Genomic DNA, 13,623 nt, shown 5'->3' with positions numbered 1-13,623 from the left:
GATTATCCTCGGATCGCCCAGAAGGCCAGGTTCAAGCCCGGGAACTGCCCGGCGATGTGGAAAGCAAAACCACCGGAGTTGCTCAGTTGCTGCCAGTGCTCGCTGCCCCGGTCCAGCTCGTAGTAAGTCGAGCCTGCGTGATACGGCAGTTGGCGTGGCGCCACCGGCAACGGCACCAGACCGATGCCCGGCAACTGCAGGTTGACCATGTCGCGGATGTGTTCAACCGACCCTACCTTGCTCTGCTGGCCGAAGCGCGCGCGCAGGGTTTCGCCGGGTACATCGGCACGCACCACCAGGATGAAACTGGCGTTGTCGAGCAGGGTTTTGTCGGCCAGCATTGCCACGTGGATGCCATAAGCTTTTTCCACAATCGGGATTGGCGTGGCTTTACTGTCAATCAGCATCGACAACGCTTCGCGCAATGCCGCCATTACCGGGGCGAAGCTGACGGCCAGATCGTCGTGCTGGTATTGCGGGTATTCCTGAGGACGACGGCCCGAGGTGGAGAACGTGGAAAACTCCCCGGCCAGGCTCACCAGTTCACTGAAGAAACGCTCCGGGTGCAGCGGGCTCAACTGGCTGAAATGCTGGATCAGCGGCTGGGCGCGGTTGACCAGTTGCAGCAGCATGAAGTCGGCGATCTCCGAGGCGCCGCCGGCGCCCGAGGCCACCACGCGGCCGGCCAGGGCCTCGCCACGCTGGTGCAGCAGGCCCAGCAATTCGCTGCGAAACGCGGTGAGCGGTTTGCTCGCGGCCACGTCCAGCACCGGTGGGATGTAGCTGTCATCGAGCACCAGCGCGCGGTCGGCGCGTTTTTCCTTGATGCGTACCACACCGATGGCGGCGTAATCGCTGATGCCATCCTGGGCGGTGAGCAGGCGCAGCGCCCGAGAACCCACGGCCACCGGCGCGCGGTTTTCGAACGGTGCGTTGTCATCGCGTACTTCGCGCACCTGGCTCACGTAACGCGCGGCTTCCAGGGCTTCGCCCTCGTCGACGGTGTCGCGCACGCCGGCCCGCTTGAGTGGCAAGGCCAGGTAGACCAGGCCGTCGCGCAGGTTGTCATCGATGTTCAGCGGGCTGGGCGCCAGGTCGTCCTGGGGAATATTGAACGGTGTGCCGTCAGGCAGCAGGCCCCGCGCCGAGACGATGGCCAGCTTGCCCTGGGCCAACAGGCCCTGGTCGATCAGCAACTCGGAAAAGCCCCAGGCACCGGCGGACAGCGGGCGGCTGCGGGCGTCGATCAGGTTTTCCAGGTAACGGTCATGCTGCTGGAAGTGCTGCGTTCCGATGAACATGCCTTCCGACCAGACCACGCGATTGTTCCAGGACATGGGGGCTCCGATTGCTTATTGGGCAGGGCTGGATGGGGTAACCACGACGTCGGCGCGCACCGCGCGCACATCGAGGCTGATCTGGTATTCGGTGTACTGACGCGCCGGCACATTGATCACCGTGCGCCACTGCGCGCGATCGAGTTCGCGGTAGCCCACCAGCAAGCCGATCTGGCGCGTCGACGGGTCGAGGTCACGCTGAATGCTCAGTTGCTGACCGGGCTGCACCATCACTTCGTCCTGGTCCAACAAGTCCAGGCCCAGGGTCGATTGCGCACGGTCGGCCAGGGCGAAATAGTCGGAGCGGGCAAAGGTGGCGGCATTCTTCAGTTCGAAAATCCGCACGCGCACCGGGGCGGCCTGGCCATTGGCGCCGGGGTTGAGCCCGGCAATGGCGTGAAAGTGCAATTCGACCGCAGCCGTATCCGCTTCAGCCTCGGCGGCGGCTTCGGGTTTGGCGGCGTCTTTGGCACACGCCGTCAGCAGAAGCGCGGTGGCGACTGCGAGTAAAAACCTGGGAATCATCCTGCGTCCTCAATGACGTACTTAGCTATCCGTTAATCCGTGTGTGCGGTTCAGCGCCGCTGTCGTGCGCTGTGTTCTTCATAGGCCCGACTGAACTCGCGGCCGAACAGGTCCTGGAAGTCTTCCTGGGCCTCACGGGAAATATTGCCGTAGAGCTCGGTGAACTGCTGCCAGTACTGGGCCTGGCGTGACCCGTTGAAAATACTCGACAGCCCACCGGGCTTGCCCATGCGTTCTTCCAGTTGCGCCGGTTCGAAGCGCTTGAGCAGGTGCTTGATCGCCGCTTCCACACCGGCCATCACCGCCAGTTGGTGGGCGCGCAGGTCGTCGAAACTTTCCTTTACCGCGACATCGGGCGCCATAAACGCCTGGTTGCCGTGACGCAGCAGCAGCAGTAACGCTTCGTCGGCATTCGGTGCGAACTTCAACGGATTGTTTTCAGCGGGCTGGATCATGGTCTGCTGCATGCGGAACTCGCCTTTGAGGCTGGCCCGGGCGCGCAGGACGTCGATCAAGCCTTCGACCATCAGCCGGTAGCTGCGACCGATGCTTTCCATCTGCGCGCAGGCGTCGGCCTTATCCAGGCGCAATTGGTCGAGGCCGGCACCGCGCAGGAAGGCTTGCAGCAGGTCCGGTTGCCCGGCATTGACCACCGGCGGTGCCACCTCGGGCATGGGCGCGGATGGCGTCACTGGCGGTGGCGGCGATGGAGTCGGTGCCGGCGCGCTGATAATCGGCGGCGGCGCGTCGCTGAGCAGGTCCCAATCTTCGGGGATCACTGAACCGGACGCCACCGGCGCCTCGGGCACCGGCACGCTCACCGGCGTCGGCGGGCGGAAGTCGTGTTGTTCACTGGGCACATGATCGGCCACGGTCGGCGGCGGCACGGCGGTGGGGCTGAGGAAGTCGAACAGGTCCGGCAGGGTGTCCATCGACGACGCACCCTGGAACTGCGGCGCGATCGCTGGCTGCGGCATCGGCGCGGGCGTCACGGGGCCGGCCACGGCGCCCATCAGCGCTTCGAAACTGTTCGGCGACTCACCGGCAAAGGGCTGGCTTTCAACGGCTTGCACGCTGAAATCGATGCGTGCCTGGATTTCGTAATCGCCGATACGGATCAGTTCGCCATCCTGCAGCAGCTCGCTGTTGCCGCGGCGCATGCGGATGCCGGCGTTGACCAACTCCACGCCGTTGGTGCTGTTATCGGTTAAATAATAACGGCCGTCTTTGTATTGAATAACGCAGTGTTGCGAAGACACGAGGCGCTCGGGGTCGGGCAATACCCAGTCATTATCCGAGCTGCGGCCGATCGCCATCGAGCCCTGGTTCATGGACTTTTCGGGGCACTGCCCGGGGGTAATCTTGTGATAACTAGTGATAGTCAAACACAGCGACATCTTGCCTCCTTGCTGATACTTCGCGCGCAGTCGATTCCCGGGCTGAACATTCCCGGGAAATCCCATCGGGCCATGCAATCGACCCTTTACAACCCGCTGTTGTCAGCATGATCGCTGATGTTAACTGGGCCGCCTGACAAAAATCCTGCCTCGGTGCGTGCTTCGACCCGTCAGTCGCACAGGTTGTTAAGCACCGCACATCTGTCACAGAGGGCGAATAGCTTACCTTGACAAGGCATAAGTACTACACCAAAAATGCACAACTTCTTGAACACCAATGATGGCACATTAATAGCACTGTGCTTATATGACCAAGAAAACATGCAAAGTTCCTTGCGCAACTAATGCATGAATAGCCCGTCATCTTAACGGGCGGATAGGGAGATCGATTTCAGTGGATGTGCCTTTGCTGCTCGCCGCCGTTTCCGCGAACTCGCCGTGTGGCGAAGACATGGAATATGACGCGGACTTTCTCCAGCTTGAGCGTGACGCCAAGGGGCAACCCGAGCGCAGCATGGGTGATGCCATCCTGCCCGCCGAACCGCCGGAATGGCGCAGCATCCAGCAGCAGAGCCTCGACTTGCTGCAGCGCAGCAAAGACCTGCGCATCACTCACTTTCTGCTGCAAAGTTCCCTGGCCCTGCAAGGCGTGGCCGGGCTGGCCGAAGTCCTCACGCTGATCGACGCGTTGTTGCGCCAATACTGGGCCGACCTGCACCCGCGCCTGGACGCCGACGACGATAACGACCCCACCGTGCGCATCAATGCACTGGCCGGCCTGACCAGCGACGCAACCATCCGCCTGCTGCGCGAAAGCATCCTCACCCGCTCGCGCACGTTCGGCCCGGTGAGCCTGCGCGCGGCGCTCAACGCCAGCGGCCTGATGCACTTCCCGGATGAACAACTGGGCGCCCAGCAACTCAACGCGGCGTTCCTCGACAGCGACCCCGATCACCTGCAAGCCACCCGCGAGGCCTTGAGCGCCGCGCGGGCTGCCTGCGAAGCCATTGAACAACAGGTCAACGAGCAGGTCGGCTCCGCCCAGGGCGTGGACCTCAGCGCGTTGAAGCAGCCGCTCAAGCAAGCGCTGCAAATACTCAATCAAGCGGTGCCGGGCACCGACAGCAGCAGCGAACCCGAGGCCGTCAGTGAAGACAATGCCCCCTCGGCCGACTTCGCCCCTGCCCCAGCGGCGCCACGCCCGGTCGGCGATATCGCCAGCCGCGACGACGTGCTGCGCAGCCTTGACAAGATCCTCGCGTACTACACCCGGCACGAGCCCTCGAGCCCGCTGCCGGTGTTATTGAACCGGGCCAAAAATCTGGTCCATGCCGATTTCGAAGCAATCGTGCGCAACCTGATTCCCGACGGCATGTCCCAATTTGAAAACCTGCGTGGCCCGGACGGCGAATAAACCGCCCGGCTGTGCAGTAACAACACCGTCGCTCAAGCGACCAGGAGCAGCAACGTGGCGAAGCAAAGTTCTCAGAAATTCATCGCGCGCAACCGCGCGCCTCGAGTGCAGATCGAGTACGACGTCGAGCTCTACGGCGCCGAGAAAAAGGTCCAGCTGCCCTTCGTGATGGGCGTGATGGCCGACCTCGCCGGTAAGCCTGCCGAGCCTCTGGCGCCGGTGGCCGACCGCAAATTCCTTGAAGTGGATGTCGACAACTTCGACTCCCGCCTCAAGGCCATGCAGCCGCGCGTGGCATTCCACGTGCCGAACGAACTGACCGGCGAAGGCAACCTGAGCCTGGACATGACCTTCGAAAGCATGGACGACTTCAGCCCGGCCGCCGTGGCCCGCAAGGTCGACGCGCTGAACCAGCTGCTCGAAGCCCGCACTCAGTTGGCCAACCTGCTGACCTACATGGACGGCAAGACCGGCGCTGAAGAAATCATCATGAAGGCAATCAAGGACCCGGCACTGCTTCAGGCACTTGCCAGCGCGCCGAAGCCTGCAGGGGATCAGTAATCATGACCGACAACACCGCACGCGAAGGCGTCCAGAGCCTGGGCGCTACTGAAGAAACCAGCGAGTTCGCATCCCTGCTGATGCAGGAATTCAAACCCAAGACCGAACGTGCCCGCGAAGCCGTGGAAACCGCCGTGCGCACCTTGGCCGAACAAGCCCTGGCGCAGACCGACCTGGTGTCCAACGATGCGATCAAGTCGATCGAATCGATCATCGCCGCGATCGATGCCAAGCTGACCGCCCAGGTCAACCAGATCATCCACCACCCGGACTTCCAGCAGCTGGAAAGCGCCTGGCGTGGCCTGCACTATCTGGTCAACAACACCGAGACCGATGAGCAGCTCAAGATCCGTGTGCTCAACATCTCCAAGCCGGACCTGCACAAGACCCTGAAGAAATTCAAGGGCACTGCGTGGGACCAGAGCCCGATCTTCAAGAAAATGTACGAAGAAGAATACGGCCAGTTCGGCGGCGAGCCATACGGCTGCCTGGTGGGCGACTACTACTTCGACCAGTCGCCACCCGACGTCGAACTGCTCGGCGAGCTGTCGAAAGTCTGCGCGGCCATGCACTCCCCGTTCATCGCCGCGGCGTCGCCGACCGTGATGGGCATGGGCTCGTGGCAGGAACTGTCGAACCCGCGCGACCTGACCAAGATCTTCACCACTCCGGAATACGCCGGCTGGCGTTCGCTGCGCGAATCGGAAGACTCGCGCTACATCGGCCTGACCATGCCGCGCTTCCTGGCGCGCCTGCCGTACGGCGCCAAGACCGACCCGGTGGAAGCCTTCGCGTTCGAAGAAAACACCGACGGCGCCGACAGCTCCAAGTACACCTGGGCCAACGCCGCTTACGCGATGGCGGTGAACATCAACCGTTCGTTCAAACACTACGGCTGGTGCTCGCGCATCCGTGGCATTGAATCTGGCGGTGAAGTGGAAAACCTGCCGGCCCACACGTTCCCGACCGATGACGGCGGCGTGGACATGAAGTGCCCGACCGAGATCGCCATCAGCGACCGCCGTGAAGCGGAACTGGCGAAGAACGGTTTCATGCCGCTGCTGCACAAGAAAAACACCGATTTCGCCGCCTTCATCGGCGCGCAATCGTTGCAGAAACCGGCCGAATACGACGACCCGGACGCCACCGCCAACGCCAACCTGGCCGCGCGCCTGCCGTACCTGTTCGCCACTTGCCGTTTCGCTCATTACTTGAAGTGCATCGTGCGCGACAAGATCGGTTCCTTCAAAGAGAAGGACGAGATGCAGCGCTGGTTGCAGGACTGGATCCTCAACTACGTGGACGGCGATCCGGCGCACTCCACCGAAACCACCAAGGCCCAGCACCCATTGGCAGCCGCCGAAGTGATCGTCGAAGAAGTAGAAGGCAACCCGGGTTACTACAACTCCAAGTTCTATCTACGCCCGCACTACCAGCTCGAAGGGCTGACCGTGTCGTTGCGTCTGGTGTCGAAGCTGCCTTCGGCGAAAAGCGCCTGACCCACGGATGAGCTGGCTCTTCTGTGGGAGGGGGCTTGCCCCCGATAGCATCACTGGGGTGTGACTGACACACCGAGGTGCCTGCATCGGGGGCAAGCCCCACCCACACAAAAGCACTGCCCATTTGGAGTCACTCAAATTCAGTGGCAAGAGCCACACAGGGAGAAAACATGGCTGTTGATATTTTCATCAAGATCGGCGACATCAAGGGCGAGTCCATGGACAAGGCCCACAAAGACGAAATCGACGTGCTGAACTGGAGCTGGGGCATGTCCCAGTCCGGCAACATGCACGTTGGCGGTGGCGGCGGCGCGGGCAAGGTGAACATCCAGGACCTGTCGCTGACCAAGTACGTCGACAAGGCGTCGCCAAACCTGATGATGCTGTGCGCCAGCGGCAAGCACATCGACAAGGTCAAGCTGACCGTGCGCAAGGCCGGTGGTGAAAGCCAGGTCGAGTACATGGTGATCAACCTGGAAGAAGTGCTGGTAACGTCGCTGAGCACCGGCGGTTCGGGCACCGATGACCGCCTGACCGAGAACGTCACCCTGAACTTCGCCCAAGTGATGGTGGACTACCAGCCGCAGAAAGCCGACGGCACCAAAGACGGCGGCGCGGTCAAGTTTGGCTGGAACATCCGTTCCAACACCAAGCGCTGATAGCCCTTGTGCCGTGGCCCCGCGCCACGGCACTACAGCCTCACATGCAGCATCTTGTTCCTCTCGCAATCCGTCCGTGGAGCTGCTTTGGTGGTAACTGAAATCGCTTCCCGCGACCGTCTGCAACCGTCCCTGCTGGATCGGCTGACCGACGACGACCCAACCAACCCCAAGGAAAGCGCCGACAAACGCGTGCTGTCCCTGACTCAATTGAAAGCCTCGGTGCTGCGCGACCTGGCGTGGCTGCTTAACACCACGTCGTTGCTCGACGCCGATGCAACGCTGCACACCCCGGCCGGCACCTCCGTGGTCAATTACGGCCTGCCGGCGCTGGCGGGCAACAGCGTGTCCAGCGTGGATATCAAAGCGCTGGAGGCCCTGATTTATCAGGCTATCGCCACATTCGAACCGCGCATTCTGCGCCATACCCTGCGCGTCAAAGCCCGGGTCGGCCAGGGCGAGATGAACCACAACGCCCTGAGTTTCGAAATCGAAGGCGACCTGTGGGCTCAACCGGTGCCGTTGCGCCTGCTGCTGCAGACCGACCTGGACCTGGAATCCGGCCATGTACGCGTGGTCAATGCCGACCAGCGGAGGCGCCCATGAACCCGCGCCTGCTGGAGCTGTACAACCAGGAATTGCACCACGTGCGCGAAAGCGCCGCCGAGTTCGCCAAGGAATACCCAAAGATCGCCAGTCGGCTGACCCTGTCCGGTATGGACTGCGCCGACCCGTACGTCGAACGCCTGCTCGAAGGCTTTGCCTACCTCACCGCCCGCGTGCAGCTCAAGCTCGACGCCGAGTACCCGACGTTCACCCACAACCTGCTGGAAATCGCCTACCCGCACTACCTGGCGCCGACGCCGTCGATGACCGTGGTGCAGTTGCAGACCGACCCCGACGAAGGTTCCCTGGTCGGTGGTTTCCCGCTGCCGCGCGACACCGTCCTGCGCGCCGCCCTGGGCCGCGAGACCCAGACCTGCTGCGAGTACCGCACCGCGCACCCGGTAACGCTGTGGCCACTGCAGGTGAGCAACGCCGAGTACTTCGGCAACCCGGCCACCGTGCTCGGGCGCCTGGCCGCCAGCGAGCCGAAGGCCAAGGCCGGTCTGCGCCTGACCTTGCGCACCGGCGCCGAACTGCCGTTCAACAGCCTCGATCTGGACAGCCTGCCGCTGTACCTCAGCGGTGCCGACGAGCAACCGTTCCGCCTTTACGAACAACTGCTGGGCAACGCCTGCGCGGTATTCGCACGCAAGCCCGGTGGCGATTGGGTCGAGCGTCTACCGCAGGACGCACTGCGCTCACGCGGGTTCGACGACGCCGATGCGGCCATGCCGGTAGTGGCGCGAGCGTTCCAGGGTTATCGGTTGTTGCAGGAATACTTCGCCCTGCCCCAGCGGTTCCTGTTCGTGGAGTTCGCCGAGCTGAGCCGTGCGGTCAAGCGCTGCGACGGCCAGGAGCTGGAATTGATCGTACTGTTTGACCGTCACGAGCCGAGCCTGGAAGGCAGCGTCGGCGCGGCGCAGTTCCTGCCGTTCTGCACCCCGGCGATCAACCTGTTCCCCAAGCGCCTGGACCGTATTCACTTGTCCGACCGCGTCAACGAACACCACGTGATCGCCGACCGCACCCGGCCGATGGATTTCGAGGTGCATTCCCTCACCGGCCTGACCGGCCATGGCACCGGGCCGGAGCAGCCGTTCCTGCCGTTTTATGCGGTGCGCGACCCATCGCGCTATGGCCGTGACAAGGCTTACTACACGGTGCGGCGCGAGCCCCGCGTGCTCTCCAGCGACCAGCGCCGCAATGGCCCGCGCTCCACGTATGTGGGCAGCGAGACCTTCGTCAGCCTGGTGGACAGCCAACAAGCGCCGTATCGCCACGACCTGCGCCAACTCGGCGTGACCGCGCTGTGCACCAACCGCGACCTGCCGCTGTTCATGAGCGTGGGCAACGGCAAGACCGACTTCACCCTGGCCGACAGCGCGCCGGTACTGGCCGTGCGCTGCGTTGCCGGCCCGAGCCGCCCGCGTGCCAGCCATGCCCATGACGCCAAGGCGTGGCGCCTGATCAGCCAGCTGTCGCTCAATTACCTGTCCCTGAGCGAACAGGGCCAGGGCGCCGGCGCCTTACGCGAACTGTTGCGCCTGTATGGCGACAGCAACGACGCCGCCCTGCAGTTGCAGATCGAAGGCCTGCGCGAAGTCAGCAGCAAAGCGGTGACCCGGCGCCTGCCGATGCCCGGCCCGATCGTGTTTGGCCGAGGCTTGGAAATTACACTGGAATTCGATGAAAACGCGTTTCGTGGCACCGGCGTATTCCTGCTCGGTGCGGTACTGGAGCGCTTCCTGGCACGCTACGTGTCGATCAACAGCTTTACCGAGACGGTGATCCGTACCACCGAACGCGGCGAGATCATGCGATGGAAAGCCAAGCCCGGACGTCGTCCGACCCTGTGAGTACCCTGGAAGCGATGCACCAGGAGCCCTGGGAATACGATTTCTTCCAGGCCCTGCGGCGCATCGAATGCGAGTCACCGCACCTGCCGCGCCTGGGCCATTCCCTGCGTCTGGCGGACGACCCGTTGCGCCTTGGGCAACAGGCCGACTGCACCTTCGCCCCGGCAACCCTGGCCTCGGTGGCGCCGGGCGGCGATGGCCGGCCGGCGCGGCTGGAGCAGTTCTTTTTCGGCCTCGGCGGCCCCAACGGCCCGCTGCCGCTGCACATCACCGAATACGTGCGCGAGCGTCAGCGCAACAACGCCGACAGCACCAGCAAAGCGTTCCTGGACGTGTTCCACCATCGCCTGCTCAGCCTGTTTTACCGGGCCTGGGCCGAGGCGCGGCCGACGGTCAGCCACGACCGCCCGGACGATGACTACTGGTCCGCGCGCCTCGCCGCCTTGAGCGGTCGCGGCATGCCGAGCCTGCTCAACCAGGGGCTGATTCCCGACACGGCCAAGCTGCATTACAGCGGCCACCTGTCGGCACAGACCCGCTATCCGGACGGGCTGAAAGCCATCCTCAGCGAGTACTTCGGCCTGCCGGTAGAGATCGAGGAATACGTCGGCCAATGGCTCGAACTGCCCGAACGCAGCCGTGTGGGCGTCAACGCCACCCGGCTGGGCGTGGACCTGTGCCTGGGCAGCCATGTATGGGACCGCCAGCATAAATTCCGTATCCGCCTGGGCCCGCTCACGCTCGATGACTACATGGGCATGCTGCCCGGCCACCAGCCGTTCAACGAACTGGTGGCATGGGTGGCCGAGTACCTGGGCCACGAATTGGACTGGGACCTGAACCTGGTCCTGCAACAACCCGAAGTCCCGGCGCTGCGGCTTAACGGCCAGTTCCGCCTGGGCTTCAACACGTGGCTCGGCCAACCTGCGGTTGACGCCAACGACTTAATCCTGGCCCGGCATTACGCCGATCAAGCCACCACCTCAAGGAATCCAGAGCATGGGTGAAATCAGTCGCGCCGCACTGTTCGGCAAACTCAACAGCGTGGCCTACAAAGCCATCGAAGCCGCCACCGTGTTCTGCAAGTTGCGGGGCAATCCTTACGTGGAACTGGCCCACTGGTTCCACCAGTTGCTGCAACTGCAGGACTCGGACCTGCACCGCATCATCCGCCAGTTCAACGTCGAACCGGCGCGCCTGGCCCGCGACCTGACCGAAGCCCTGGACCGCCTGCCGCGCGGCTCGACCTCGATCACCGACCTGTCGTCCCACGTGGAAGAAGCCGTGGAACGCGGCTGGGTGTACGGCAGCCTGATGTTCGGCGAAAGCCAGGTGCGCACCGGTTACCTGGTGCTGGGCATTCTCAAGACGCCGAGCCTGCGCCATGCGTTGCTGGGCCTGTCCGGCGAGTTCGACAAAATCAAGGCCGAGGCCCTGAGCGAGCGCTTTGACGAATACGTCGGCGACTCGCCGGAAAACGCCCTGACCGCCAGCGACGGTTTCAACGCCGGAGCCGTCCCAGGCGAAGCCAGCGGCGCCATGGCACCCAGCGCAATGGGCAAGCAGGAAGCGCTCAAGCGTTTTACCGTGGACCTGACCGAGCAGGCGCGCAGCGGCAAGCTCGACCCGATCGTGGGGCGTGACGAAGAAATTCGCCAGTTGGTCGACATCCTCATGCGTCGCCGCCAGAACAACCCGATCCTCACCGGTGAAGCCGGCGTCGGCAAGACCGCCGTAGTCGAAGGCTTCGCCCTGCGCATTGTCGCCGGTGACGTGCCGCCCGCGCTCAAGGACGTGGAACTACGCAGCCTGGATGTGGGCCTGCTGCAAGCCGGCGCCAGCATGAAAGGCGAGTTCGAACAGCGCCTGCGCCAGGTGATTGAAGACGTGCAGGCCTCGCCCAAGCCGATCATCCTGTTCATCGACGAAGCCCACACCCTGGTGGGTGCCGGTGGCGCCGCCGGGACGGGCGACGCGGCCAACCTGCTCAAACCCGCATTGGCGCGCGGCACCCTGCGCACCGTGGCCGCCACCACCTGGGCCGAGTACAAGAAGCACATCGAGAAAGACCCGGCCCTGACCCGCCGCTTCCAGGTGGTGCAGGTGGCCGAGCCGTCGGAAGACAAGGCGCTGCTGATGATGCGCGGCGTGGCCTCGACCATGGAGAAGCACCACCAGGTGCAGATCCTCGACGAAGCCCTGGAAGCCTCGGTGAAGCTGTCCCACCGCTACATTCCGGCGCGCCAGTTGCCGGACAAATCCGTAAGCCTGCTGGACACCGCCTGCGCCCGCGTCGCCATCAGCCTGCACGCGGTACCGGCGGAAGTGGACGACAGCCGTCGTCGCATCGAAGCCCTGGAAACCGAGCTGCAGATCATCGCCCGCGAGCACGCCATCGGCATCGACACCGGCGCGCGCCAGAGCAACAGCGAAGCCTTGCTGAGCGCCGAACGTGAGCGTCTGGCCACTCTCGAAAGCCGTTGGGCCGAAGAAAAAACCCTGGTGGATGAGTTGCTCGCGACCCGAGCAACGCTGCGTGAAAAGGCCGGGGTGGTGGACAGTGGCAACGACGAATTGCGCGCTCAATTGGTCGACTTGCAACAACGCCTCACTGCGCTGCAAGGCGAAACTCCGTTGATCCTGCCGACCGTGGATTACCAGGCCGTAGCCTCGGTGGTCGCCGACTGGACGGGCATTCCGGTGGGCCGCATGGCACGCAACGAATTGGAAACCGTGCTGAACCTGGATCAGCACCTGAAAAAACGCATCATCGGCCAGGACCATGCCTTGCAGATGATCGCCAAGCGCATCCAGACCTCCCGCGCCGGCCTCGACAACCCGAGCAAGCCGATCGGTGTGTTCATGCTGGCCGGCACCTCCGGCGTGGGCAAGACCGAAACCGCCCTGGCCCTGGCCGAAGCCATGTATGGCGGCGAGCAGAATGTGATCACCATCAACATGAGCGAGTTCCAGGAAGCCCACACCGTGTCGACCCTCAAGGGCGCGCCACCGGGCTACATCGGCTACGGCGAAGGCGGCGTGCTGACCGAAGCGGTACGGCGCAAGCCCTACAGCGTAGTGCTGCTGGACGAGGTGGAAAAAGCCCACCCGGACGTGCATGAGATCTTCTTCCAGGTGTTCGACAAGGGCGTGATGGAAGACGGCGAAGGCCGTGTGATCGACTTTAAGAACACCTTGATCCTGCTGACCACCAACGCCGGTACCGAGTTGATTTCCCAGGTCTGCAAAGACCCGGCGAACATCCCCGAGCCGGAAGAAATCGCCAAGGCCCTGCGCCAGCCGCTGCTGGAGATCTTCCCGCCTGCCTTGCTCGGCCGTCTGGTAACCATTCCGTACTACCCGCTGAGCGATGAAATGCTCAAGGCGATCACCCGCCTGCAACTGAACCGCATCAAAAAGCGCGTGGAGAATACCCACAAGGTTGCCTTCGACTACGACGACGCGGTGGTCGACCTGATCGTCTCGCGCTGCACCGAGACCGAAAGCGGCGGACGCATGATCGACACCATCCTCACCAACAGCCTGCTGCCGGACATGAGCCGTGAGTTCCTCACGCGCATGCTCGAAGGCAAGGCACTGGCGGGGGTGCGGATCAGCAGTCGGGATAATGAGCTGCACTACGACTTCAACGACGCCGAATAACGACTGTTGAAATAAGGTTTAAATGTGGGAGGGGGCTTGCCCCCGATAGCGGTGAATCAGTCACTGCATGCATCAACTGACACACTGCTATCGGGGGCAAGCCCCC

Annotated in this window: 11 protein-coding genes; 8 read left to right on the top strand and 3 right to left on the bottom strand. The window is 63.3% G+C overall.

What is annotated here, in order from left to right; genetic code table 11:
* Positions 1 to 2 precede the first annotated feature (2 nt).
* The 3 genes from tssK to tagH are packed head-to-tail and all read right to left on the bottom strand — an operon-like array spanning position 3 to position 3,259.
* Positions 3 to 1,337, bottom strand: coding sequence for a type VI secretion system baseplate subunit TssK (gene tssK, locus QRN10_RS12105; protein WP_253509797.1), 1,335 nt, complete (start codon positions 1,335 to 1,337; stop codon positions 3 to 5).
* A gap of 15 nt (positions 1,338 to 1,352) precedes the next feature.
* Positions 1,353 to 1,862 carry a type VI secretion system lipoprotein TssJ gene (tssJ, locus tag QRN10_RS12100; protein ID WP_181076234.1) on the bottom strand — a complete coding sequence of 170 codons (510 nt, stop codon included), beginning with the start codon at positions 1,860 to 1,862 and terminating at the stop codon, positions 1,353 to 1,355.
* A 50-nt stretch (positions 1,863 to 1,912) separates the two neighbouring features.
* Complete coding sequence (tagH, locus tag QRN10_RS12095; RefSeq protein WP_285428458.1) at positions 1,913 to 3,259, bottom strand: type VI secretion system-associated FHA domain protein TagH; 1,347 nt, start codon at positions 3,257 to 3,259, stop codon at positions 1,913 to 1,915.
* A 394-nt stretch (positions 3,260 to 3,653) separates the two neighbouring features.
* Here tagH and tssA point away from each other — a divergent pair, with 394 nt between their 5' ends.
* The 8 genes from tssA to tssH all read left to right on the top strand — a co-directional run bounded on the left by tssA (position 3,654) and on the right by tssH (position 13,517).
* Positions 3,654 to 4,673, top strand: a complete 1,020-nt coding sequence (gene tssA, locus QRN10_RS12090) for a type VI secretion system protein TssA (protein WP_181076231.1) — start codon at positions 3,654 to 3,656, stop codon at positions 4,671 to 4,673.
* Positions 4,674 to 4,727: 54 nt separating this feature from the next.
* Positions 4,728 to 5,234: a type VI secretion system contractile sheath small subunit gene (gene tssB, locus QRN10_RS12085; RefSeq protein ID WP_034101506.1), complete on the top strand. Its 507-nt coding sequence runs from the start codon at positions 4,728 to 4,730 to the stop codon at positions 5,232 to 5,234.
* Positions 5,235 to 5,236: 2 nt separating this feature from the next.
* Positions 5,237 to 6,733 carry a type VI secretion system contractile sheath large subunit gene (gene tssC, locus QRN10_RS12080; RefSeq protein ID WP_181076229.1) on the top strand — a complete coding sequence of 499 codons (1,497 nt, stop codon included), beginning with the start codon at positions 5,237 to 5,239 and terminating at the stop codon, positions 6,731 to 6,733.
* A gap of 170 nt (positions 6,734 to 6,903) precedes the next feature.
* Complete coding sequence (locus tag QRN10_RS12075) at positions 6,904 to 7,392, top strand: Hcp family type VI secretion system effector (protein WP_017526783.1); 489 nt, start codon at positions 6,904 to 6,906, stop codon at positions 7,390 to 7,392.
* 90 nt (positions 7,393 to 7,482) lie between these two features.
* Complete coding sequence (gene tssE / locus QRN10_RS12070; protein WP_042945974.1) at positions 7,483 to 7,998, top strand: type VI secretion system baseplate subunit TssE; 516 nt, start codon at positions 7,483 to 7,485, stop codon at positions 7,996 to 7,998.
* Complete coding sequence (gene tssF / locus QRN10_RS12065; RefSeq protein WP_034101508.1) at positions 7,995 to 9,854, top strand: type VI secretion system baseplate subunit TssF; 1,860 nt, start codon at positions 7,995 to 7,997, stop codon at positions 9,852 to 9,854. Before tssE ends, tssF begins: the two co-directional genes overlap by 4 nt.
* A complete protein-coding gene (gene tssG, locus QRN10_RS12060; RefSeq protein ID WP_181076228.1) occupies positions 9,818 to 10,861 on the top strand; it encodes a type VI secretion system baseplate subunit TssG in 1,044 nt (347 codons plus the stop codon). The genes tssF and tssG overlap by 37 nt, the downstream gene beginning before the upstream one ends.
* Entirely contained in the window at positions 10,854 to 13,517 is a 2,664-nt protein-coding gene (gene tssH, locus QRN10_RS12055) for a type VI secretion system ATPase TssH (protein ID WP_253509800.1), read from the top strand. Before tssG ends, tssH begins: the two co-directional genes overlap by 8 nt.
* Positions 13,518 to 13,623 lie beyond the last annotated feature (106 nt).

It is taken from the genome of Pseudomonas sp. lyk4-R2A-8 (assembly GCF_030209095.1).
Taxonomy (GTDB): Bacteria; Pseudomonadota; Gammaproteobacteria; order Pseudomonadales; family Pseudomonadaceae; genus Aquipseudomonas; species Aquipseudomonas quebecensis.
Note: the sequence above shows the minus strand (reverse complement) of the source record. Positions and strands in the feature narration are given on the sequence as shown.